Below are 21,996 nucleotides of genomic sequence, written 5' to 3'. Positions count from 1 at the left end.
GACTCTGAGCCCCGCACCCGCGACACGGACGGCGATGACCGTCTACCTGGTCGCGGTGCTCCTGAGCTACATCGCAGCCACCACTCGACCGATCGAGGCCGACGAGATCAGCGCGGCAGACCGCGGCGTCCTGCTAGCCCTTTCCTGGTGGGGCCTGGTCATGCTTACCGCCGACGGCATCCTGACGCGCAAGCGTCTTGAGACCGTGCTCAGGTTCCTCGTCGTCGCGGCAGGCGCAGCCGCCGCGCTCGGCGTCGCGCAGTACATCACCCACCAGGCCTTCGTCGACCGGATCTCCATCCCGGGTCTCAGTGCGAACACGGCACTCAACAGCGTGTACGGCCGCAACGGCTTTGCACGGGCCGCGGGCACCTCGACCCACCCGATCGAGTTCGGCGTCATGCTCGCGATGGTGCTGCCGATCGCGCTGCACTTCGCCCTCAACGACATGCGCCGGGAGCGGTTCGCGCGATGGTGGCCCGTCGTGGCGATCGCCGCGGCGCTGCCGATCACGATGTCGAGGTCCGCGATCATCGGGCTCGCGATCGTCCTGGTCGTGCTTCTGCCCACGTGGCCCGTCCGCCGCCGGTGGCTGACCCTCGTGGCCGTGGTCGGCGGGTTCGGCGCCGTCTACGTCGCGGTACCCGGGATGCTCGGGACCATGACCCGGCTCTTCACGGGGATCGCGGAGGACGACAGTGCCAAATCGCGGACGGACAGCTACGACCTCGCGTGGGGCTTCATCTCGCACAACCCGCTGACCGGGCGCGGGGTCTCGACCTTCCTGCCGTCCTACCGCATCCTCGACAACCAGTACCTGGGCAGCCTCATCGAGACGGGCATCGTCGGCGCGCTCGCCCTGCTCGGCCTGCTGGTGACCGGCATGGTGATGGCGAGACGCATGAGCAAGCGCCTCCCTCAAGCGCGGGATCGGAGCCTCGCCCGCTCCCTGCTCGCCTGTATCGCTGCCGCCACGGTCGCCTGCGCGACGTTCGACGCTTTCGGCTTCCCCCAGGTCGCTGGGATCCTGTTCTTCTCCCTCGGGTGCGTCGCTGCACTCGGGCGCGTTGGTCTGCTGCCGCCCGATCCTGAGCCGGACCCGGAAGTCCGCGTCCGCCGGTCGCGGTTCGACATCACGCCGCCGGCTCGGGACGGCAACCCCCGCGTCGCCCCGGCGTCGAACGGGCAGACGTCGCAGAGGGCGCCGCGGTGACGGCGTCCGCCTGGCGGAACCTGGTCGTCCTCGTCTCCGGCGTGTCGTGGGACGACTCTGCGATGTCGGAGAAACGCCTCGCGCTTGCGCTCAGCGCGCACGCCCCGGTGCTGTTCGTTGACCCGCCGATGTCGGTGCTGACCCCGCTTCGCAAGAGGCACCTGGGCGCCCGGCTACGGACTCGGCTCCAGGTTCTCGGGCCGGGGCTCGCCCGTCTGACGCCGCTGGCACCACCTGGCGTCAGCCGCCCCGGCCTGCGCCGGGCGGCGCTCGTCACGACCCGGTCGGCGATCCGCCGAGCGGTGCGCACGCTGGACGCCGACGTCCACGCCATCGTGGTCGCGTCGTTCGACGACCTCCTCGACGCGTGCCCCGCCCGCATCAAGGTGCTGTGGGGCACCGACGACTGGGTGGCGGGGGCGAGCCTCATGGGGCTCTCCGCGGACTGGTTGCGGCGGGAAGAGGCTCGCCAGCTGGCCGCGGCCGACCTCGTCGTCGCGGTGTCCCCGACGCTCGCAGAGCGATGGGCCGCGTCGGGCCGGCCGACCGTAGTGATCCCCAACGGCTGCGACGCCGCCGCGTTCGCCCGGGCGGACGAGCTCTCCCCGCCGGACGACGTCCGCCTACCCGCGCCGGTCGCGGGGTTCATCGGGCACCTGTCGGCGCGAATCGACATCGGGGCTCTCGAGGCGGTGGCTGCGTCGGGGCACTCGCTGCTGCTGGTGGGACCGCGGTCGCTCACATTCGATCTCGACCGGATGGACGCACTGCTCGCGCGAGACAACGTCCAGTGGACCGGGCCGCGCCCGTTCGAGGAGCTGCCCGCCTACATGAGCGCCATCTCGGTCGGGCTCACGCCCTATGCAGACACGGCGTTCAACCGGAGCAGCTATCCCCTGAAGACGATGGAGTACCTCGCCGCCGGGCGACAGGTCGTCACGACCGACCTGCCTGCCTCCCGTGAGATCCCTGCGGGGCTCGCGACTCTCTGCGCAGGCCCGGACGAGTTCGCGCGGGCCACGCTCGCGGCCCTCGAGACCCCCGACGAGCCAGGCGCCGCCGAGCGCCGGCGGGCATTCGGCGCCCAGCACAGCTGGGACGCCCGGGCAGAGCAGTTCGCGGCGGCGATCGGCCTGTCCTGACGAGTGGGATGGCCCCGTCTCAGGGGGTGCCGGGTCCCGCGTCCGCCACGACCGGGTCCCACGACTCGGCGCCCTGCTCCAGCAGCTCCTTGAGCTGCGTTCGCACGAACCGCAGCGCGACCACCGCGTAGAGCAGCAGCCCGACGACGCCCGCCGCGAGGAGAACAAGGAACGGCGAGGTGAGCACCGCCTGCGCCCCGAACGACGCGCCTGCGACCAGCACGGAGCCGACGACCGGTCGCCACAGACCACGCAGCAGCGGGAGGAGCGAGATGCCGTTGCGGTGCGCGACGACGCCCAGCAAGGGCAGCACGACCACGATGCAGACGGCGGCATGCCCGAGAGCCACACCGCGGATACCGCCGTGGTGGGCGCCGTAGAGGAGCACCGGAACGAGGATGGCCAGCCACACCGCGTGCACCCACAGGGTGTGCACGGTGTGTCCCACAGCCACGAGGTAGTCGTAGACCAGCTCGACGACGATGCGCGTCATCCCCAGGACCGCGAGCGCGGGGACTGCCACCGCCGCCGCGGCCCAGCGCTCCCCGTACAGGAAGACGATGACGTCCTGCCCGTTGCACGCGAGGAGCACCAGCAGCGGCGCGGTGACGGCGACGACCAGCACCATCCCCCGCCGGAAGCCCTCGTCTCCGCGCCCGTCCTTCTCGAACCTGGCGAACGCCGGCATCGACACACGCCGCACCGCCGCCACCACCAGCGTCGAGGGCCAGGACGACACGTTGAACGCGATCGTGTAGAGGCCGAGCGCCGTCGCGCCGAGGGTCGCGCCGACGATGACGTAGTCGACATTCACCAGCGAGAAGAGGAGCACGCTCGAGCCCGCCAGCGGGAGCCCGAAGACGAGCAGCTCGCGCGCCACGGTCCGATCGAACCCCGGGCGGATGTGCTCCGGGCTCCACAGCAGCGAGAGCGCGGCGGTGACCAGGTTGGACGCGACCGCGCCCCACGCGAGGCTCCAAGCCCCGGCGCCGGCCGCAGCGAGAAGGATCGTGATCGGCGTGCCGACAGCGAAGCCGACCATGTCGATCCGCAACCGTCGCGCCTGCATGAACGCCCGTGTCATCAGCGCGACGGGAACGGCGGTCAGGGCGTCGACGAGGACGCCGACCGACATCAGGCGGATGACGCCCGTCGCCTCCGGCGCACCGAGCAAGGACGCGAACGCCGGGGCGGTGAACCAGGCCGTGACGAACAGCACCACGCTCGACACCAGCGCGATCGTCTGGACCGTCGGCGCGATCCGTCGGATCGAGCCGACGTGCCGGACGATCGCGAGGCTGACGCCGAGCTCGTTCATGCTGAGCATCACGTTCAGCACGACCAGGGCCGCGGCGTACGTACCGAGGTCCTCGGGGACGACGAGGCGAGCGACGACGATCCCTGTGACGAACGAACCGATACGGCCGAAAGAGTTGTTCAGGAAGCTCCACGCCAGGCCGCGGCCGAGAGTGTCACCCCCCGGCGTGCTCGACGACGTCGTCGGTTCCATCGGCTCAGCCCACGAGCGCTCGGCGTAGGGAGTCGACGACCCGCTCCTGGTCCGCCACCGTGAGGTGGGGATGCATGGGCAGGCTGAGGATCTGGTCGGCGGCGGCCTCGGCGATCGGGAACTCGCCAGCACGGTGGCCGTCCCCGAAGGCGGGCGTGAGGTGCACCGGCACCGGGTAGTGCAGTCCCGCGCCGATCCCGTCACGCTGCAGTCGCTCGAGGACGCGGTCGCGCTCGGCGACCCGGACCACGTAAAGGTGCCAGACGGGAAGGTTGCCGGGCAGCACGGCGGGTAGTCGCACGCCCTCGAGACCCGCCAGCATCTCGCCGTAGCGGTTCGCCGCCGCCCGACGCGCCTCGTTCCACACCTCCAGGCGGTCGAGCTTGGCGCGCAGCACCACGGCCTGCAGCGCGTCGAGGCGCGAGTTGAACCCGACGATCTCGTGCACGTACTTCACCGGACTGCCGTGGTTGGACAGCGAGCGCACGTGATCGGCGAGATCGTCGTCATCCGTCGTGACGGCCCCGGCATCCCCGGCTGCCCCGAGGTTCTTACCGGGGTAGAAGCTCGTCGCGGCGATGTCCCCCAACACTCCGGAGCCGACGCCGTGGCGGCGCGCACCCTGGGACTGCGCGGCGTCCTCGACCACCCGCGCCTCGACGTGCGCCACGGCCGCGGCGATCTCGTCGACCGGCGCCGTCTGGCCGTACAGGTGGACCGGGATGACGGCACGGGTCCGCGCGGTCGCGGCAGACTTCACCGCCTCGGGCGCCATGAGCAATGCGTCGTCGTCGACGTCCACGAAGACCGAGCGGGCGCCAGTGCGCGCGACCGCCTCGGCGGTCGCGACGAAGGTGTTGGCCGGCACGAGGACCTCGTCGCCCGCGCCGATGCCGATGGCGCGGAGCGCGAGCTCCACCGCGTCGGTCCCGTTCCCCACACCGACGCAGTGCCGGGCCCCGACGTAGGCCGCGTATGCGTGCTCGAAGTCGGCGACCTCGGGGCCGCCGATGAAGGCAGCGGACCGCAAGATCTGGTCGATCTTCGGACTCACCACCTCGAGGATCTCGGCCATCTGGGCTCGCAGGTCGACGAGTGGGACGGGCTGGTTCACGAGGCGCTCCTGGCTGTGCGGCGAGTCATGGACTCGATCGTGTTGAAGTCGTCGGACGGGGCACGGCCGACCTTGCGGGCGACCTTGCGGCGGATCTCGTAGCCGGCGACGCGTCCGAAGGAGCGCGTCATCGACGGCGCTTGCGACCACCTCGACGGGATCGTGCGCCGGGCGAGCTCGTACATGCGCTCCTGGGCGGCGGCTGCGGCATCGAGGCTGAACCTGTCCTCGACTACCGTGCGCGCGAAGGCGCCCAGCCGTGCGCGGCGGTCGGGATCGGTGAGCAGGGGACGCAGGATCTCGCCGAGCACGGCCGCGCCGTCCTGACCGTCGCCGATGCCGTACCAGCCGTCGGCCAGGAACTCGTCGAGCGATCCCGGCTCGAGCAGCCGCCAGTACCCGAGCTCGCCCTGCACCACGATCGGCCGGCCGTAAGCCATCCCCCGCAAGGCGGAGCCGCCCATGCCGAGGATCACGTCAGCGGCGTCGTACACGCCACGGGGGTCCTGCACCTCGCCGAGCAGGGTGACCACCTCGCGCTCGTGCGCATGGTTCACCTGGGTGGCCGCGTCCTCGACCTCCACGCGGCACGGCCCGTCGCCGGCGATGACCAGACGCACGGGCAGCGCGTCCGCGAGGGCGCCGACCGCGCGGATCGCGGTCAGGATGCCCTCGCGCTTGAGCTCGAGCGCGAGCCGCGACACGGTCACCACGACGAGTTCGTCGATGCCCAGACCGAGTGCTGCGCGGGCGTCGCCAGGTCGCCCGGCGACGTTGGCGCGCAGGTCGACGGGCGGTTCGAGGAGCGCGACGTCCGGACGGCGGCCGCGCTCGGCCTGCGCGATCCTTGCCGTGCCGACGGTCAGCGGGACGCCGACGGGGATGAACGGCGCGACGGACATCGACATCACGGTGCCGACAGCGGCCGTGCCGAGCAGCAGGTACGGGCCGTAGAGCACCTCCATCACCGGGGGCCACTCGAAGCCGTGGACGACGTCGATCGACCTCTCGCGCACCAGGGAGCAGAGCGCCGAGACGACAGTCGGCGAGGGGCGGACCTTGGGGGTCGGAGCCGGGACGTGCGTCAGTCCGCGGCGCTCCGCCTCGGCGACCAGTGGCCCGTCCGGGCCGAAGATCGTGACGTCGTGACCGCGCTCGGCGAGGCCACCGGCGATCTCGATGGCGTTGAGCTGGCTCCCGCCGAGCTCCATGGCGTGGGGGTAGATCAACACCTTCATGCGAGGCTCTCCGCCACGTCCAGGTCCGTCGGCCACGTCGCGTCGACCACCCGGTGTCGGGCACGGCCCGAGGCCACACCCAGCGGACCGGCGGGGACGCCCACCCAGGTCTCGCCGTCCGGCTGGTCCACCAGGAGCGCTGCACCCATGCCGAGCGTCGCCCCCGCCCCCACGCGCACGTTCTCCCGAACCGAGGCGTTCATCCCCAGGTACGCGGTGCGTCCCACGACGACGCTGCCACCGAGCGTCACGCCCGCGCACACGGTGCTGAAGTCCTGCAGGACGCAGTCGTGCGTCAGCGTGACGTTCGGCATGACGACTACGTGAGAACCGACGGTCACGGCCGCGGTGAGCACGGCCCCCGCCAGGACGATCGACCCCATGCCGACCTCGCAGCCCGCCGGTACGTCGACGCTCGGGTGCACCACCGCCGCGAACCGGATCGGTGCCACGCCGAGCTGGTCGAGCCGCTCGACGATCCGCTCCCGGCTCAAGCCGCGGCCCGCGCAGACCAGCAGCTCGGGACCGGGGTGGTCGGTCACGGCGGCGAGACCGCCCAGGACCGGTACCCCATCGAGCGCGGTGCCGTGCCGGGCCTCGTCGTCGTCGAGGAAACCGACGACCTCGTACCCGCCGTGCGCGCGTACGAGAGCGAGGACCTCCCGGGCCAGGCCGCTCGCGGCTACGAGGATCAGCTGGACGGGCACGTCACGCACCGGCCGACCGCAGGGCGTCCACGACGCGGGACTGCTCGGACTCGGACATCTGGTGGAACACCGGCAGGATCAGGGTCGAGTCGGTGAGGTGCTCCGTGACGGGCAGCGGCGCGTGCGCGGCGCCGGCGTAGGCCGGCTGCCGGTGCGTCGCCATGATCCCGCGGCGTGCGGAGATCTCGGCGTCGGCCAGGTGGGCCAGCAGCCCGTCGCGGTCGAGCGGGAACTCCGCGCCGACCTCGACCCAGAACGACTGGAAGTTGCAGGTGCCCCACTCCGGGTCCGCGACGGCGCGCAGGCCGGGGAGCTCGGCGATCTGCTTGGCGTAGGTGGCGGCGATCTCGCGCCGCCGCGCGACGACCTCCGGCAGCCGGCCCAGCTGCACGATGCCGACGGCGGCCTGCAGATCCGTCATCCTGTAGTTGTAGCCGACCTCGAGGTACTCCTCCGGCGGCGCCAGGACGCTTGCGTGGCGGGCGGCGGCGGAGACGCTCATCGCGTGCTCGCGCAGGCGGCGGGCCCGCTGCGCCCACTCGGCGTGCGGTGTCGTCAGCATGCCGCCCTCGCCGGTGGTCACGATCTTGCGGGGGTGGAACGACCACGCCGCGACGTCCGCACCGGCCCCGACGGGGCGGCCGCGGTACGTCGAGCCGGCGCCGCACGCCGCGTCCTCCACGACGACGATGCCGCGCGGATCTGTCACGGCGCGGATCGCATCGAGGTCGACGGGGACCCCGCCCTGGTCGACGACGATCACGGCGCGCGTGGCGTCGGTCAGCGCGGCTTCGACCGAGGCCGCGGTCAGGTTGCCGGTCACCGGGTCGACGTCCGCGAACACCGGGCGAGCACCCACGTACACGGGCGCGTTCGAGGTGGCGATGAACGAGAACGACGGGACGACCACGTCGTTGCCTGCCTGGACGCCAGCGACGACGAGCGCCAGGTGCAAAGCCGTCGTGCACGACGACGCCGCGACGGCGTGCTCGACCTGCATGGCCTCGGCGAAGGCGGACTCGAAGGCCGCGACCCGGGGACCCTGGGCCACCCACCCGGACGCGATGACCTCGCTGACCGCGGCGATCTCCTCCGGCCCGAACCACGGCTGCATGACGTTGATACGGCTCACGGGCGTGCACCCGCACTGCTCAGGGCGCGGCCCGCGGCGATCTCGCTGCGCAGCGGCCGCCACCAGGCCACCAGCTCCCGCAGCCCCTCCTCGAGCCCGATCTCCGCCTCGAACCCGAGGTCGATGCGCGCGGCCGAGGTGTCGGCCAGCCGGCGGGTCACGCCGTTGACCGCGCGGTCCGGGCCGTGCTCGACGGACAGGTCGGAGTCCATTGCCCGCAGCAGGGCTTGCGCGAGCCCGAGCAGACTCGTCTCCGTGCCGCTCGCGATGTTGTAGACCCCGTCCACGACGTCGCTGCTCGCCGCGAGCAGGTTGGCGCGGGCGATGTCGGTGGTGACCACGAAGTCCATGGTCTGCAGACCGTCGCCGAAGATGAGGGGCGGCTGGCCGTCCGCGATCCGCTCCATCCAGCGCACCAGCACCTCGGTGTACAGCCCATGCACGTCCATGCGCGGGCCGTACACGTTGAAGTAGCGCAGCAGCACGTAGTCGAGCCCGTACATCGCGCGAAAGCTGCGGGCCATGCCCTCGTTGAACGACTTGGCCGCGCCGTAGAACGTGTCGTTGTTGTGGTGGTGGTGCCGCTCCCCCGTCGGGAACTGCTCCGCCAGCCCGTACACCGAGGCGCTCGACGCGGCGATCACCTTGTCCACCTTGTGCTCCGCCGCTGCCTCGAGCACCGTGAACGTGCCGTCGACGAGGACCTCGAGCGCGAGCCGCGGCTCCTCGGCGCACTGCGTGATCCGGATGGCGGCCTGGTGGAACACCAGGTCCTTCCCGCGGGTCACGTCGTGCACGAGGTCGCGGTCGCGCAGATCCCCCTCGACCAGCTCGACCTTCCCGGAGGCGAGCGCGTCCGCGAGGTTCTCGCGGCGGCCGCGCACCAGGTTGTCGAGGACGACGACGTTGGCGACGCCGGCGTCGAGGAGCTGGTCGACGATCGTCGAGCCGATGGTGCCGGCCCCGCCAGTGACGAGGACGCGCGCCCCCTGAAGCTTGCTCATGCGACGGTCTCCAGTGCGGGTGCGGTGTGGGAGGCGACGGGCGTCAGACGGCCGCCGTCCTCCAGGCTGAGGGAGGCGGACTCGAGGACGTCGAGCACCCGCAGGCCGGCGTGGCCGTCCGTCCGTGGTGCGCGGCCCTCGCGGATGGCCGCCGCGAACTCGGCGACCATGACGCCGAGCGCCTCCTTCTCGGGGAGCGCGGGCGCCCAGGCGTCGCCGAGGCGGTAGGAGATGTTGGCGGTCGTCTTGTCCGGCGCCGGCTGACCGAGCTCGACGCCGCGGTCGTACACGGTGAGCCGCTGCTGCGGCGACAGGTCGTCCCAGACCAGCGTCCGCTTGCTGCCGCCAACGACCATCTGCCGGATCTTGGTCGGGCTCAGCCAGTTGACGTGCACGTGCGCGATGGCCCCTCCGGGCAGCGGGAGAGTCAGGTAGCCCACGCAGGTCTGGCCGGTGCCCAGCGGGTCGGCGCCCTGCGCCGCGACGCCGGAGGGCACGAGGCCGCCGGGGAGGATGAAGTCGAGGATCGAGAGGTCGTGCGGCGCGAGGTCCCAGAACACGTCGACGTCGGGCTGCACGATCCCCAGGTTGATGCGGACCGAGTCGACGAAGAGGATCTCGCCCAGGTGGCCCTCGGCGATGAGCTCGCGCATCTTGAGCACCGGCGGCGTGTAGCAGAACGTGTGGTCGACCATGAGCACCCGGTCCAGCTCGGCGGCCCGTGCCACCATCGTCCGGGCGCCGGCACCGCGGTCCGCGATCGGCTTCTCCACGACCACGTGCTTGCCGGCCTCGAGCGCGGCGAGCGCGATCGGAGCATGGGTCCGGGCCGGCGTCGCGATCGCGATGGCGTCGACGTCGTCGCGCGCCAGCAGGTCGCTCACCGACGTCATCACGTCCACCGTCGAGCGGGCACCGACCACCTTGCGGGCCCGGTCGGCGTCCAGGTCGCACACCGCGACCAGGTCCCAGTCCGGGCTGGTCCGGAAGTTGCGGGCGAGATTGGGTCCCCAGTACCCGGCCCCCACCACAGCCGCGCGCAGCTGCTCGGTCATGTCATGCCCCTTACGTGTCGGTGGGCTCCAGTGTCACGAACCCGAGGGGGCATGTCCGTAGATATCGGACATTTTCACCCCGCGACGACGGGGTGAACACCCGAACGGCGGTGCTGAATGACCACGCCGTCCCGGATGCCTACAGACCTGTGGCCGCCGGGGTCGGAGGACGACGTCCCGACGGCCACTGGCCGGTGAAGGGTCCGGTCATCCGGACGGGACAAAGACGAGGTCGACACCGTAGGAGGCGGACGAGCTACCCGACGGGAAGCCCGTTCCGTACACGTACGCACCGCCGGGCGCGAGCGTGGACAGCGGACCGCTGGTCCGGACGGCAGCGAGGCCGTTTGACGTGACCGCGTACATGCCGGTTGTCGAGTGGTACGCCGCCGTGTAGGTCTGGCCCGGCACGAGTGCGACCGGTGCCGGCAGGGGCACGGTCTGCCACCCCGCACCGGACTCGGCCGTGGACGGTGCCTGAGCGAGGAGGTCGTTCGCCGGCCCCCAGAGGTTGACCGTGTGCACGCCCGTGTTCGTCGCGCCCTTGTAGAACCTGATGGCAGTGACCGTGCCTGCCACGCTCGTGGTGAACCGCGTCCCCACCTGGACCGAGGCCGGGTCGTTCCACGCCGGGTAGGTCGGCACGTCGGTGTCGGCCCACAGGGAGACGCCCACGGGAGCGGCCGCGGCGACGGTGAAGCTCCACGCGCCCGAGCCGACCGCGACGCCCGCCAGCGTCGTCGCCGTCGAGATCGTCGCCCCCGCCGGCAGTGGGACGCTGGGCGTGAACGAGACCGTGAGCGTGCCCGCGTCGTAGGCACTGGTGCCGGCGATCGCGCCGCCCGGACCGGTGAGGGCCAGGACCGGCGTGCCCGACGGTGGTGCCTTCGAGAGCGTCGCGGCCACGGTCGCCGTCGACGAGACACCGGAAGCACCGGCGGGCGGGGCTTGCGCCGTCACCGTCGGCGGGCTCGGCGGTGCCGTCGTGAAGACGACGTCGACGAAGTAGTTCGTCTGCTGCCACGTGTCCGTAGGGAAGCCTCCGCCGTACCGGTACCGGCCATTACCCACTGCGGGCACGGTCAGCGGGCCGACGGTCTGGTTGGCCACGAACGCGTTGGCCGCGGCGGCGTACCTGCCCTGAGGTGCCAGGTAGGAGATGACGTAGGTCGTCCCCGGTGTCACCTCGTACGGCGTGGCGAACGTCGCCGTCTGCCAACCAGTCGCGCTCTCGCCAGTGAACGTCACGGTCCGCAGCTGCTGACCGCTCGAGCTCCAGAGCGTGCCCGTGTGCGTGCCGCCGTTGCCGCTGCCCTTGTAGAACCGCACGCCGCTGACCAGCCCCGTCGTCGTGGGGGTGAACGCGACGCCGAGCTCGACGGCGGCAGAGTCGTTCGCCGCCGGCGTCGTCGGGACGGCGCCTCCGAAGATGGTGCACGGGCATCCGCCGGGTGCAGCGGTGGTGAACGACCAGGTCTGCGCGGCCAGCGTCGCGCCGTCGGTCGAGGTGAGACCGCTCGCCGTCGCCGTGTAGACGGTGGAGGCCGCCAGTGCTGCTGACGGGGTGAAGGTCAAGGTGCGCCCGTCGGTCGACTTGGCGCTCGTTCCCGCCACGGTCGCCGCACCGGCCTTGAGAGCGAGGACAGCGGACGCGGTCAGCGGTGCGTTGAACGTCACGGAGACGGGCGCGCTCGCCGAGGCGCCGGGGTCGCTCGGTGCCGGCGCCTGGGACACGACCGCCAACGGCGCCGCGTCCTGGGTGAAGACGACGTCGACCATGTAGCTCGTCGAGCTGGTCGAGCCGGGGTACGTGTCGGTGTACGAGTACGACCCGCTGGCCGCCGCCGTCCGCAACGGTGCTCGCTGCACCCCGGTGCCCGAGAAGGCGCCGACTGTGGCCGAGTATTTGCCGACCGTGGTGCGGTAGGACGCGACGTACTCGACGTCCTTCGTGATGTGGATCGGTGTGGCGAACGTGACCGTCTGCCAGCCCATCGTGCTCTCGCCGCTGAACGTGGCCTGGGCGAGCGGAGTGGCGCCCCCGACGGCCCAGAGCGCGCCGACGTGGGTGCCCGTGTTGTTCGGGCCCTTGTAGAACCGCACGCCGGTGACTGTCCCGTCGACGCTGCTGGCGAACCGGACACCGAGGGTCACGGGAACCGTGTCGACGTCCTCGAGCAGTCCTGGCACGGCCGACTCGTCGTACAGCGACAGTGTGCGCGCCCCGGCCACCTGCGGTGCTGCGGCGGTGGTGAACGACCACGACTTCGAACCGTTGATACCTGCGCCGGTCGAGTCGAGAGCTGTGACGGTCGCCGTGTACGTCGACGAATTCGCCAGAGCCGCGCTCGGGGTGAACGTGATCGTCCGAGTGCCTGCGGTGTAGGTCGTCGTCCCCGCGACCGCGCCGCCGCCGTTCTTGGTCACGGCGATGCTCGGCGTCCCGGCGGCCGGCTTGGACAGGACGACGCTCACGGCCGCCCCCGTGGAGACGCTCGACGAACCGGCCAGCGGCAGTCCGCCCCCGATCGTCATCGGCGTGCCGTCGACGGTGCCGAACTGCACGTCGACGTAGTAGTTGCTGTTGGCGTAGCTGCTGCTCGGGAACGTGCCCGCTCCGCCATAGACGCCTGCGGGTGCGGTTCCGAAGCCGCCGGTCGTCGAGAGCGGCGCGGCGGCCACGCCCTGGGAGGAGAAGAAGTTCGACGCGACCGCGTAGTGCCCTGCCGGGGCCGTGTACGACACGACGTAGGCGGTGCCTGCGGTGAGCGGCACGGGGGTGCTGAACTGTGCGGTCTGCCAGCCGGTCGCCGTCTCACCCGAGAAGACCACCGAGCCCAACAGCTGGCCGGTCGAGGTCCAGAGACGACCGGTGTGGGTGCCAGTGTTGCCGGTGCCCTTGTAGAAGCGGACACCGGTGGCGTAGCCGTCGATCGAGGACGTGAATGTCAGCCCCAGCTCGACCGCGCCGGCGTCGTTGGCTGCGGCGACCGCCGGGACGGCGGAGCCGAACACGCTGCACGGGCACGACACAGCGACGTTGCGCGTCACGGGCGTCCCGCTGATGTTCGCGCTGTCGTCAATGGCCCGGACCTTGATCGGCACAGACCCCTGGCCCGCCTGCACGTACGTGTACGTCCATGCCGCGGTCCCGATCGCCGGGTGCCAACGCGTGCCCCCGTCGGTCGACACCTCGACGCCCGCGACGCGGCCGCCGACGTCCGCGGCGGTGCCGGTGACCGTCACCGACGCACCGTTGGCGATAGCCGCACCCGCGGCCGGCGACGTGATGGTCGCTGTCGGCGCGGTCGTGTCCGTGGACTTGGTCGCGGCGACCAGACCGGCCATGAGCGTGGCCGGCTGCGCCGACATGTCGGCCAGCAGGTTCACGGTCGCCTGCTGCATGCGGGGGTCCGCCGCGGCACCGTCGCCGTCGTGCGTGGCGTCGAGTCCCCACGACCACTGGATGCTGCCGGCCGAGAACACCAGCGCTCCGCTGGGCGCCCGGTACATCGTCGTGTGGTGCGTCGTGGTGCCCGGGAGCACGGTGTTGCCGTAATCCTGCAGGTACTCCGCGACCGGTCCGGTGGTCGTCGACAGCCGGACGAGGCCCGCCGGCCGCGACCCGTTGTCCAGGTCCTCGTTGGACTCGTACCCGACGGTGTGGGGCGCGAGCGCCGCCGTCGTGCCCGTCGCCAGCGCCGCCAGGCTCGTCCCACGCCAGAGCCGGTACTTGCCTTCGTCCGAGGAGACCGTCACGGGCAGGTCGGAGTAGTTCGACATGTAGAGCGTGCCCGTGAGCCCGTTCTCCGGCTTCCCGGCGCCGGCCGCGGTCGACGCGAAGCGCGGGTCACGCCATGTCCCGGTCCACTCGGCGGTGGGGTCGATCTTGCCGTCCGACCACGTCTCCTTGTAGGAGACCAGGGTCCGGTAGGCCGTAGCCGTGCCGGCGACGGAGTTCTCGTACCGCGTGTGCCAGTAGACCTCGTTGCCGCTGAAGAACGCGAGGTTCACGCCGGCATCCCGTGCGGCCTCGACGTTGGCGCGCTGTGCGGCGGACCAGTACTCGTCGTGGCCCACCGACAAGAACACCTTGTGGTTCTTGATGAGGGCACCACGCCGGTCGGAGTCGACACCTGCCATGTAGCTGACGTCGTACCCGTTGCGCTCGAGGAAGCGAACCATCGGGTACTCGGCACCAAAGTAGAAGTCGCGCTGTGTCACGCCGTCGCGAGTCGCGAACGGCCGGTTGTAGCTGATCTTGTACGCACGGCCGTTGGCGGCGCCCTGGTAGAAGTCCGAGCCGCCGTACGTGTTGTACGCCTGCCACGTCGGGTCCGACGTCTGGAACAGGACCGCGGACGTGCTCGCGTCGTTGCGGACGATGAAGGTGATCTGGCTCTCGTCGTCCGTCGCCGGGTCGTGCAAGTGCGCGATGTACACGCCGGACACCGCGGCCGACGGCACCGCCCAGCTGGCCGAGACGGCCCAGTTGCCGCAGTCGTAGATCTCCGTTGCCGCAGCCGTGACGCACTGCGGCTGGGTCTGCGGCAATGTCGCCGACGGGGTGACCGAGGCGATCTTGCGGGCGCCGAGACCGCCGTAGTACCCCGTGCGGTAGATGTCGATCGTGTAGGCCCGTGCGGCCGTCTTGATCTTGAAGCCGATCGTGCTCCCGACGTTCACCGAGATGTCGGTGGAGAAGCCCTGGATGCCGTTGTCACCCGCGCCGTCGATCTCCCACTCCGAGGGGTCGGCGCCAGGCTTCGAGTTCTCGCAGGCCACGGGGTTCCCCCCGGTGCCGCAGGGGTCGGCGGCCGTCGCCGGCGTCGCACCGGCGACGACGAGCAGGGACGCACCGACAGCGAGGGACGCCACGAAGGCGACCGTGCGGCGGGAGGCGAGTCGGGAACGCATGGGTTGCTCCGTAGGATCGGGATCGAGCTCCGGTCGAGTGCGCCTGCCCGGACGCGCCCTTGTCGACGAGGGAGACTCTGTGAAGACTCCTGATACCGGACGATAAAGGACATCTCGGGCGCAACGATCACTTATGGGGAGATATCACCCGGCGTGACAGGGACAGTCGCCCAGATGACGTAATGAGCCATCGCCCGGCTCCCGCCCAACACGCCACAATCGGCCCGACCTAACCCCTCACCGCAGGAGCGAACCGTGTCAGAGACGAACCACATCGTGGCCCCCACGGCCGACGTCGACCCCCGCGCCACCATCGGCGCCGGCACCCGGATCTGGCACCTGGCCCAGGTCCGCGAGGACGCCCGGGTGGGGTCCGACTGCATCGTCGGCCGCGGCGCGTACATCGGCCCGGGCGTGGTCGTCGGCGATCGCTGCAAGATCCAGAACCATGCGCTCGTCTACGAGCCAGCCGTGCTCGAGGACGGCGCGTTCGTCGGGCCCGCGGTCGTGTTCACCAACGACTACTACCCCCGGGCGATCAACCCCGACGGCTCGCTGAAGTCGGCCGACGACTGGCATGCCGTCGGAGTCACGGTCCGTACGGGCGCGTCGATCGGCGCCCGGTCGGTGTGCGTCGCGCCGGTGACGATCGGGCGCTGGGCGCTCGTCGCGGCCGGCTCGGTGGTCACCAAGGACGTCCCGGACTTCGCGCTGGTCGCGGGCGTGCCCGCACGACGGATCCGCTGGGTGGGCCGCGCCGGGACGCCGCTGGAGCCGGCAGGGGACCAGAAGTGGGTCTGCCCGACGACCGGCGAGGGGTACGTCGAGCAGGACGGTGAGCTGACGCTGGCTCAGTAGGCGCCGGAGCCGCCGAACACCGCGCGCCCCGTCTTCCAGAGGATCATCAGGTCCATCGCGACGGACCAGTTGTCGACGTACCGCAGGTCCAGCCGCACCGACTCCTCCCAGGAGAGGTCGGCGCGCCCGCTCACCTGCCACAGGCCCGTGAGCCCGGGGCGCACGTGCAGCCTGCGGTAGACGGCGTCGTGGTACTCGTCGACCTCCTGCGGGAGCGGCGGGCGCGGGCCCACCAGCGACATGTCCCCGCGGACGACGTTCCACAGCTGCGGCAGCTCGTCGACCGAGTAGCGGCGCAGAAGCTTGCCGACGCGCGTGATGCGCGGGTCGTCGTGCATCTTGAACATCAGGCCGTCGCGGTCGCTCCGGATCAGCAGTGCCGCCTTGCGCTCCTCGGCGTCGACGTACATGCTGCGCAGCTTCCACATGGTGAACTCGCGTCCGTCAACGCCGATGCGGCGCTGGCGGAAGAACGCGGGACCGCGGCTGGTCAGCCGCACGGCGAGGGCGGCGAAGGCGATGACGGGCGAGGCCGCCAGGAGGATCGCGGCGCCGAGCGTGCGGTCCAGCGCGGACTTCGCGAGCATCCGCCGCCGGGGCGACGAGGTCTCGACCTCGAGCAGCGACAGCCCGGCGGTCGGGCGCAGGTGGACCCGCGGGCCGAGCACCTCGACGAGCCCCGGGGACACCACGAGCTCGACACCGGCCCGGCCGAGCGCCCACGAGAGCCGCCGCAGCGCCTCGCCCGACAGCTCGCTGCCCGAGACGATGACGACGTCGACCTGGTGGTCGTAGGCGACCTGCGGGATGTCGGCGAGCGCACCCAGCGTGGGGACGCCGTCCTGCGGGGGCTGGTCGGTGATCGCCGGGAGGCACACGCCGACCACCTGGTAGCCGTGGTAGGTGGCTCCGCGGAGGTCGTGGATGAGGTGGTGGACCGACTTGGCGTCCCCGACGACGAGGGTCCGGGACATCGCGATCCCGCGGGTGCGACGCCTGTGCAGGGACCGGCGCAGGAGGTGTCGACCGACTGCCGTCGCGATCGTCAGCAGGACGATCGTCGCAGCCACCTGGACCCGGGGCAGCGGCATGGCGAGCGCGACGCTGCCGAGAGCGACGATCGCCGCAGCGCCGACGCCGGCGCGCAGCACCGCCTGGAACTCGACCGGCCCGTCACCGAGCGACTTGCGGTCGTATCCGCGCCCTGCGGCGACCATGAGCAGGAAGGCGACACCGGCGACGGCGGCCCACCAGCCCGACGCGGCGCCGAAGGCCGCGGCCGCGCTGATCACGAACGCGGTGATGACGAGGTCCAGGACGAGGGCCTGCCGCACGTAGTGGCCGGCCACCGTGCCCCAGTGCTCCGCGTCGTACGCGGCAAGCGCCGGGCGAGGGTGCGTGACGAACGGCTGCGTCGATGCCCACGAGCGTCGCGGGCCGGTTGCGGCCCTGCGCCGGTCGAGGAGAACATCCATGTTCTCCGCCGGATCCTCGAGGATCGTCATCGCCTACCCGTTCGCCGCCCCTGTGGACCATGTGTCCGAGTCGGAGGCTATGCGCGTAGAACGATACGAGATAGGCCCTTTTGTCCGTTTTCACCCACACTTCACCCCCTTGGGGCGCTTTGGGCGGTCAGGTCTTCGTGTGGAACTTGAGCTGCGCAGCCTCCAGACCCTGCGTGACGACGAGCTCGACGGCGTCGGCCGCGGCGTCGATCAGCCAGGGCAGGTCCTTGACCTCGGGCTTCGCGAAGTCGCGCAGGACGAAGTCGGCCGCATCCATGCGACCGGGGGGCCGGCCGACGCCGACGCGCACGCGGACGTACTCCTTGGTACCCAGCGCCTTGGTGGTGTCGCGGAGCCCGTTGTGGCCGCCCTCGCCCCCACCGCGCTTGAGCCGGACGTCGGCGAAGGGGATGTCGAGCTCGTCGTGCACCAGGACCGTGCGGTCGGCGGGCACGTCGTAGTACTTCGCCAGCGCGGCGACCGGTCCGCCGGAGACGTTCATGTACGTCGTCGGCTTGGCGAGCACGACGCGCGGGCCCGGCGCCCCGCCGGGCAGGACCCCGAGGCGCGCCTCGGCGACCGCCGCCTGCGGTCGGCGGGACAGCAGCCCCGACGCGCGGGAGCCGAAGGTCGCACCGGTCCGGCGTGCCAGCTCGTCGAGCACCATCTGGCCCACGTTGTGGCGGTTGCCCGCGTACTGGGGTCCGGGGTTGCCGAGGCCGACGACCAGCCAGGGTCCGTCGCTCATCGGGTCTCCTCCTGCGGGGTGGGGCGGGGAACAGCGACGCCCGGCACCGTCAGGAACGGTACCGGGCGTCGCGAGACGTGCTGTGCGTTCAGGCGGACTCGCGTCCGACCCGCGCGCAGCTCAGCGCGAGGCTCAGGCCTCGGACTCGGCGGCGGCGGCCGACGCGGCGGACTGCGAGGCAGCCAGGTCCGCGGCAGCGGCGTCGGCGGCGACGTCCTCAGCCGAGGCGTGCGGGACGGTGACGGACACGACGGTGATCTCCGGGTCGGTCAGCAGGACGGAGCCTGCAGGCAGCGTGACGTCGCCGGCGTTGACGCTGGAGCCACCCGCGAGACCCTCGATGGAGACCTCGACCTCGGTGGGCAGGTGCGTCGCCTCGGCCTCGAGGGACAGCGTCTGCGTCTCGACGACGTGGATCGTGCCAGGCGCCGACTCGCCGACGATCGTCACGGGGACGTCGACGGAGACCTTCTCGCCCTTCTTCACGATGAGCAGGTCGACGTGCTCGATCGTGTTCTTGACGACGTCGCGCTGGACGTCCTTGGTGATCGCGAGCGTGGTCTTGCCGTCGAGCTCGATGGCGAAGAGCGCGTTGGCCTGCTTGACCGCGAGCATCGTGGCGTGGCCCGGGAGGGCGACGTGGAGCGGGTCGGAGCCGTGCCCGTACAGGACGGCGGGGATCTGGTCGGCGCGGCGCAGGCGGCGCGCGGCCCCCTTGCCGAACTCGGAACGGGTGGTGGCGACGAGCTTGACCTCGGACACGTGTACTCCCAAGTGCTGACGTCGGCGCAGTGGACGCGACGTGGCGGCTGTGATGGCGTGGCGTGCGCGACGAAAGCCGCGCGACGCGGATCTAGACAGGTGTGGTGGCCTCGACGCGGGACGCAGGACGGGCACGCGGAGGCGCTCGCCCAGTCGATCACGGAGCGCAGGTGGTCGTGGAACTTCGTCGACCGTCCTTCGTCCCTCGCCGAGGCAACCTGGAGAGACTACCCGCTCGACGCCAGGATGCCCAACCCGCAGGTGCTCAGGCCTGGCCGTCGAAGAGGGACGTGACCGAGCCGTCGTCGAAGACCTCGCGGATGGCGCGCGCGATGAGCGGTGCGATCGACAGCACCGTCAGGGTGGGGAAACGGCGGTCGTCGGCGATGGGCAGGGTGTCCGTGATGACGACCTCGCGCGCCCCGCAGTTCTGCAGGCGGTCCACAGCGGGGTCCGACAGCACGCCGTGCGTCGCGGCGACGATGACGTCCTTGGCGCCGGCCTCCAGGATGACGCGCACGGCGCCGGCGATGGTGCCGGCCGTGTCGATGAGGTCGTCGACGAGCACGCAGCTGCGGCCCTCGACGTCACCGACGACGCGGTTGGCGACCGTCTTGTTGGGGCTGCGGATGTCGCGCGTCTTGTGCACGAACGCCAGCGGTCCGCCGCCCAGCTTGGCGGCCCACTGCTCGGCGACGCGGATGCGGCCCGCGTCGGGCGAGACGACCGTGACGTTGGTCGTGTCGACCCGGCTGCGCACGTACTCCGTGAGGATCGGCATGGCCCAGAGGTGGTCGACGGGGCCGTCGAAGAAGCCCTGGATCTGGGCGGCGTGCAGGTCGACGCTCATCAGCCGGTCGGCGCCGGCGGTCTTGAACAGGTCCGCCATGAGGCGCGCGGAGATCGGCTCGCGGCCGCGGTGTTTCTTGTCCTGGCGGGCGTACCCGTAGAACGGCGCGACGACGGTGATCGTCTTGGCGGACGCCCGCTTGAGCGCGTCGACCATGAGCAGCTGCTCCATGATCCACGTGTTGATCGGCGACGCGTGGGACTGCAGCACGAAGGTGTCGGCGCCGCGCACGGACTCCCCGAAGCGCGTGTAGATCTCGCCGTTCGCGAACTCGTACGCGGTCGTCGGCAGGAGCTCGATGCCCAGGTGGGCCGCGACGCTGGTGGCGAGGTCGGTGTGCGCGCGCCCCGAGAGGAGCACCAGACGCTTCTCGCCGTCCGAGGAGATGATCCCGGTCATCGTGCGGAGTCCTTCGTGTTCGAGTCGGTCGGGGTGTCGGAACTGGTCGGTGGCGCGTCCAAGGACGCGGCCGAGGCGCGCTCGCGCTCGGCCCGGGCCTGCGGCGAGAGCTCGTCGGCGGCCGGACGACGGACCACGGCGGCCGCGGCGGGGGTCCCGGCCCGCGCACGTGCGACCCAGCCCTCGATGTTGCGCTGCGCACCGGCGCTGACGCCGAGCGCCCCCGAGGGCACGTCGCGACGGATCACGCTGCCGGCGCCGGTGTAGGCCCCGTCACCGATGGTCACGGGCGCGACGAACATGTTGTCCGCGCCCGTGCGGGCGTACGAGCCGATGGTCGTGTGGTGCTTGTTGACGCCGTCGTAGTTGACGGTCACCGAGGCCGCGCCGATGTTGGTGTGCTCACCGATCGTCGCGTCGCCCACGTAGGACAGGTGCGGGACCTTCGAGCCGGTGCCGATCTGTGCGTTCTTGGTCTCGACGAACGTGCCGATCTTCCCGTCGTCGCCGAGCACCGTGCCGGGGCGCAGGTAGGCGAACGGGCCGACGCTGGCGTCCGCACCGATCACCGCGAGCAGGCCGTGGGTGCGCACGACGCTGGCCCGGGGGCCCACCTCGACGTCGGTCAGGGTGGTGTCGGGGCCGACGGTCGCGCCCTCGCGGACCACCGTGGCGCCGTGCAGCTGCGTGCCGGGCAGGAGCGTGACGTCCCGCTCGAGCTCGACGTCCACGTCGACCCACGTGGTCGCCGGGTCGACGACCGTGACGCCCTCGCGCATCCAGTCGTCGAGGATGCGGCGGTTCAGCTCCGCCCGCAGCACCGCCAGCTGGACGCGGTCGTTGACGCCCTCGACCAGCACGGGGTCGTCCGTGCGCAGCGCCCGAACGTGGCCGCCGTCGGTCCGCGCGATGGCCAGGACGTCGGTCAGGTAGACCTCGCCCTGCGCGTTGTCGCGGCCGAGCCGGCCGAGCGCGCCGCGCAGCACCCCGGCGTCGAAGACGTAGATGGAGGAGTTGATCTCGGTGATCGCGCGCTGGGCGTCGTCGGCGTCCTTCTCCTCGACGATGCCGAGCACGTCACCGGTGCCGGGCTCGCGCAGGATCCGGCCGTAACCGGTGGGCTCCGCCACCTCAGTGGTGAGCACCGTGACGGCGTTGCCGTCGGCGTGGTGGGCCTCGAGCAGCTCGTGCAGCGTGGCGGCGTCGAGCAGCGGCACGTCGCCGGCGATGACGACGACCGCGCCGACCACCTGGGCGTGCGTCGCCGAGCCTGCGGTCGTGTCGGCGGCGGCGTCCGCCTGCGCGGCGGCGTCGAGCGCCGTCATGGCGACCTGGACGGCCCTGCCCGTGCCGGGGATCTCGTCCTGGTCGGCCAGCAGCGCCTGCGGGTCCACCTCACGCACGTGCGCGGCGACGCGCTCGCGCTCGTGGCGGACGACGACCAGTACGCGGCCGGGGTCGAGGGCTCGGGCGGTGGCCAGCGCGTGGCCGACCATGCTGCGGCCGGCCAGGGTGTGCAGGACCTTGGGAGTCGCCGAGCGCATCCGGGTTCCTTCACCTGCGGCGAGGACGACGACGGCGGCCGGGCGGGGGAACGTCACCTGGGGGTGCTCCTCGCGGATCTGCCCGGGTCTCGGGCGGCGGATCTCGTGCGCACCGTGCACTCTACCTGCGCGCGGCGGTCGCATCCGCCGCAGTGGGTCCTCACGGCTCCGCCCCCAGGATTCGAACCTGGACTGCACGGCTCCAAAGGCCGGCGTGCTGCCGTTACACCAGGGCGGACCGACGCCACACGCGTCGTGGCCGCCAAGTCTGCCAGGCAGGGCAGGCCCTCACGGCATG

General features: G+C 71.6%; 16 protein-coding genes and 1 tRNA gene. 3 read left to right on the top strand and 14 right to left on the bottom strand.

Annotated elements, in window-relative coordinates:
• The first annotated feature begins 34 nt into the window (after positions 1-34).
• Positions 35-1,213, top strand: coding sequence for an O-antigen ligase family protein (locus ACXJKA_RS00210; protein ID WP_456823142.1), 1,179 nt, complete (start codon positions 35-37; stop codon positions 1,211-1,213).
• Positions 1,210-2,355, top strand: coding sequence for a glycosyltransferase (locus ACXJKA_RS00205; RefSeq protein ID WP_456823141.1), 1,146 nt, complete (start codon positions 1,210-1,212; stop codon positions 2,353-2,355). The genes ACXJKA_RS00210 and ACXJKA_RS00205 overlap by 4 nt, the downstream gene beginning before the upstream one ends.
• A gap of 19 nt (positions 2,356-2,374) precedes the next feature.
• Here the strand turns inward: ACXJKA_RS00205 and ACXJKA_RS00200 are convergent, their stop codons facing one another.
• The 8 genes from ACXJKA_RS00200 to ACXJKA_RS00165 all read right to left on the bottom strand — a co-directional run bounded on the left by ACXJKA_RS00200 (position 2,375) and on the right by ACXJKA_RS00165 (position 15,032).
• Entirely contained in the window at positions 2,375-3,865 is a 1,491-nt protein-coding gene (locus ACXJKA_RS00200; RefSeq protein ID WP_456823140.1) for an oligosaccharide flippase family protein, read from the bottom strand.
• Between the two features lie 4 nt (positions 3,866-3,869).
• Positions 3,870-4,979 carry a DegT/DnrJ/EryC1/StrS family aminotransferase gene (locus ACXJKA_RS00195; RefSeq protein ID WP_456823139.1) on the bottom strand — a complete coding sequence of 370 codons (1,110 nt, stop codon included), beginning with the start codon at positions 4,977-4,979 and terminating at the stop codon, positions 3,870-3,872.
• Positions 4,976-6,217 (bottom strand): glycosyltransferase family 4 protein, encoded by a 1,242-nt coding sequence (locus ACXJKA_RS00190; protein WP_456823138.1) that lies wholly within the window; start codon positions 6,215-6,217, stop codon positions 4,976-4,978. Before ACXJKA_RS00190 ends, ACXJKA_RS00195 begins: the two co-directional genes overlap by 4 nt.
• Complete coding sequence (locus ACXJKA_RS00185) at positions 6,214-6,933, bottom strand: acetyltransferase (protein ID WP_456823137.1); 720 nt, start codon at positions 6,931-6,933, stop codon at positions 6,214-6,216. The genes ACXJKA_RS00190 and ACXJKA_RS00185 overlap by 4 nt, the downstream gene beginning before the upstream one ends.
• Positions 6,926-8,038, bottom strand: coding sequence for a DegT/DnrJ/EryC1/StrS family aminotransferase (locus tag ACXJKA_RS00180; protein WP_456823368.1), 1,113 nt, complete (start codon positions 8,036-8,038; stop codon positions 6,926-6,928). Before ACXJKA_RS00180 ends, ACXJKA_RS00185 begins: the two co-directional genes overlap by 8 nt.
• A 14-nt stretch (positions 8,039-8,052) precedes the next feature.
• Complete coding sequence (locus tag ACXJKA_RS00175) at positions 8,053-9,060, bottom strand: NAD-dependent epimerase/dehydratase family protein (protein ID WP_456823136.1); 1,008 nt, start codon at positions 9,058-9,060, stop codon at positions 8,053-8,055.
• Positions 9,057-10,115: a Gfo/Idh/MocA family protein gene (locus ACXJKA_RS00170; protein WP_456823135.1), complete on the bottom strand. Its 1,059-nt coding sequence runs from the start codon at positions 10,113-10,115 to the stop codon at positions 9,057-9,059. Before ACXJKA_RS00170 ends, ACXJKA_RS00175 begins: the two co-directional genes overlap by 4 nt.
• 207 nt (positions 10,116-10,322) lie before the next feature.
• Positions 10,323-15,032: a DUF4082 domain-containing protein gene (locus ACXJKA_RS00165; RefSeq protein WP_456823134.1), complete on the bottom strand. Its 4,710-nt coding sequence runs from the start codon at positions 15,030-15,032 to the stop codon at positions 10,323-10,325.
• 255 nt (positions 15,033-15,287) lie between these two features.
• Here ACXJKA_RS00165 and ACXJKA_RS00160 point away from each other — a divergent pair, with 255 nt between their 5' ends.
• Positions 15,288-15,890, top strand: a complete 603-nt coding sequence (locus ACXJKA_RS00160) for a DapH/DapD/GlmU-related protein (RefSeq protein WP_456823133.1) — start codon at positions 15,288-15,290, stop codon at positions 15,888-15,890.
• Here ACXJKA_RS00160 and ACXJKA_RS00155 read toward each other — a convergent pair.
• The 6 genes from ACXJKA_RS00155 to ACXJKA_RS00130 form a co-directional block, all read right to left on the bottom strand.
• The gene (locus ACXJKA_RS00155; RefSeq protein ID WP_456823132.1) at positions 15,884-17,395 is read right to left on the bottom strand and encodes a sugar transferase; all 1,512 of its coding nucleotides are present in this window, start codon (positions 17,393-17,395) and stop codon (positions 15,884-15,886) included. The genes ACXJKA_RS00160 and ACXJKA_RS00155 overlap by 7 nt on opposite strands.
• A gap of 127 nt (positions 17,396-17,522) precedes the next feature.
• The gene (pth, locus tag ACXJKA_RS00150) at positions 17,523-18,143 is read right to left on the bottom strand and encodes an aminoacyl-tRNA hydrolase (RefSeq protein ID WP_456823131.1); all 621 of its coding nucleotides are present in this window, start codon (positions 18,141-18,143) and stop codon (positions 17,523-17,525) included.
• Positions 18,144-18,275: 132 nt separating this feature from the next.
• On the bottom strand, positions 18,276-18,905 hold the full coding sequence (locus ACXJKA_RS00145) for a 50S ribosomal protein L25/general stress protein Ctc (RefSeq protein ID WP_456823130.1): 630 nt from the start codon (positions 18,903-18,905) through the stop codon (positions 18,276-18,278).
• Positions 18,906-19,170: 265 nt separating this feature from the next.
• Positions 19,171-20,154: a ribose-phosphate diphosphokinase gene (locus ACXJKA_RS00140; RefSeq protein WP_456823129.1), complete on the bottom strand. Its 984-nt coding sequence runs from the start codon at positions 20,152-20,154 to the stop codon at positions 19,171-19,173.
• Positions 20,151-21,755: a bifunctional UDP-N-acetylglucosamine diphosphorylase/glucosamine-1-phosphate N-acetyltransferase GlmU gene (glmU, locus tag ACXJKA_RS00135; RefSeq protein ID WP_456823128.1), complete on the bottom strand. Its 1,605-nt coding sequence runs from the start codon at positions 21,753-21,755 to the stop codon at positions 20,151-20,153. Before glmU ends, ACXJKA_RS00140 begins: the two co-directional genes overlap by 4 nt.
• Before the next feature lie 109 nt (positions 21,756-21,864).
• A tRNA-Gln gene (locus ACXJKA_RS00130) sits at positions 21,865-21,936 on the bottom strand.
• Positions 21,937-21,996 lie beyond the last annotated feature (60 nt).

The sequence above is a fragment of the Cellulomonas sp. P5_E12 genome (assembly GCF_054049315.1).
The sequence above is the reverse complement of the archived record's forward strand: the minus strand, read 5'-3'. Positions and strand labels throughout refer to the sequence as shown.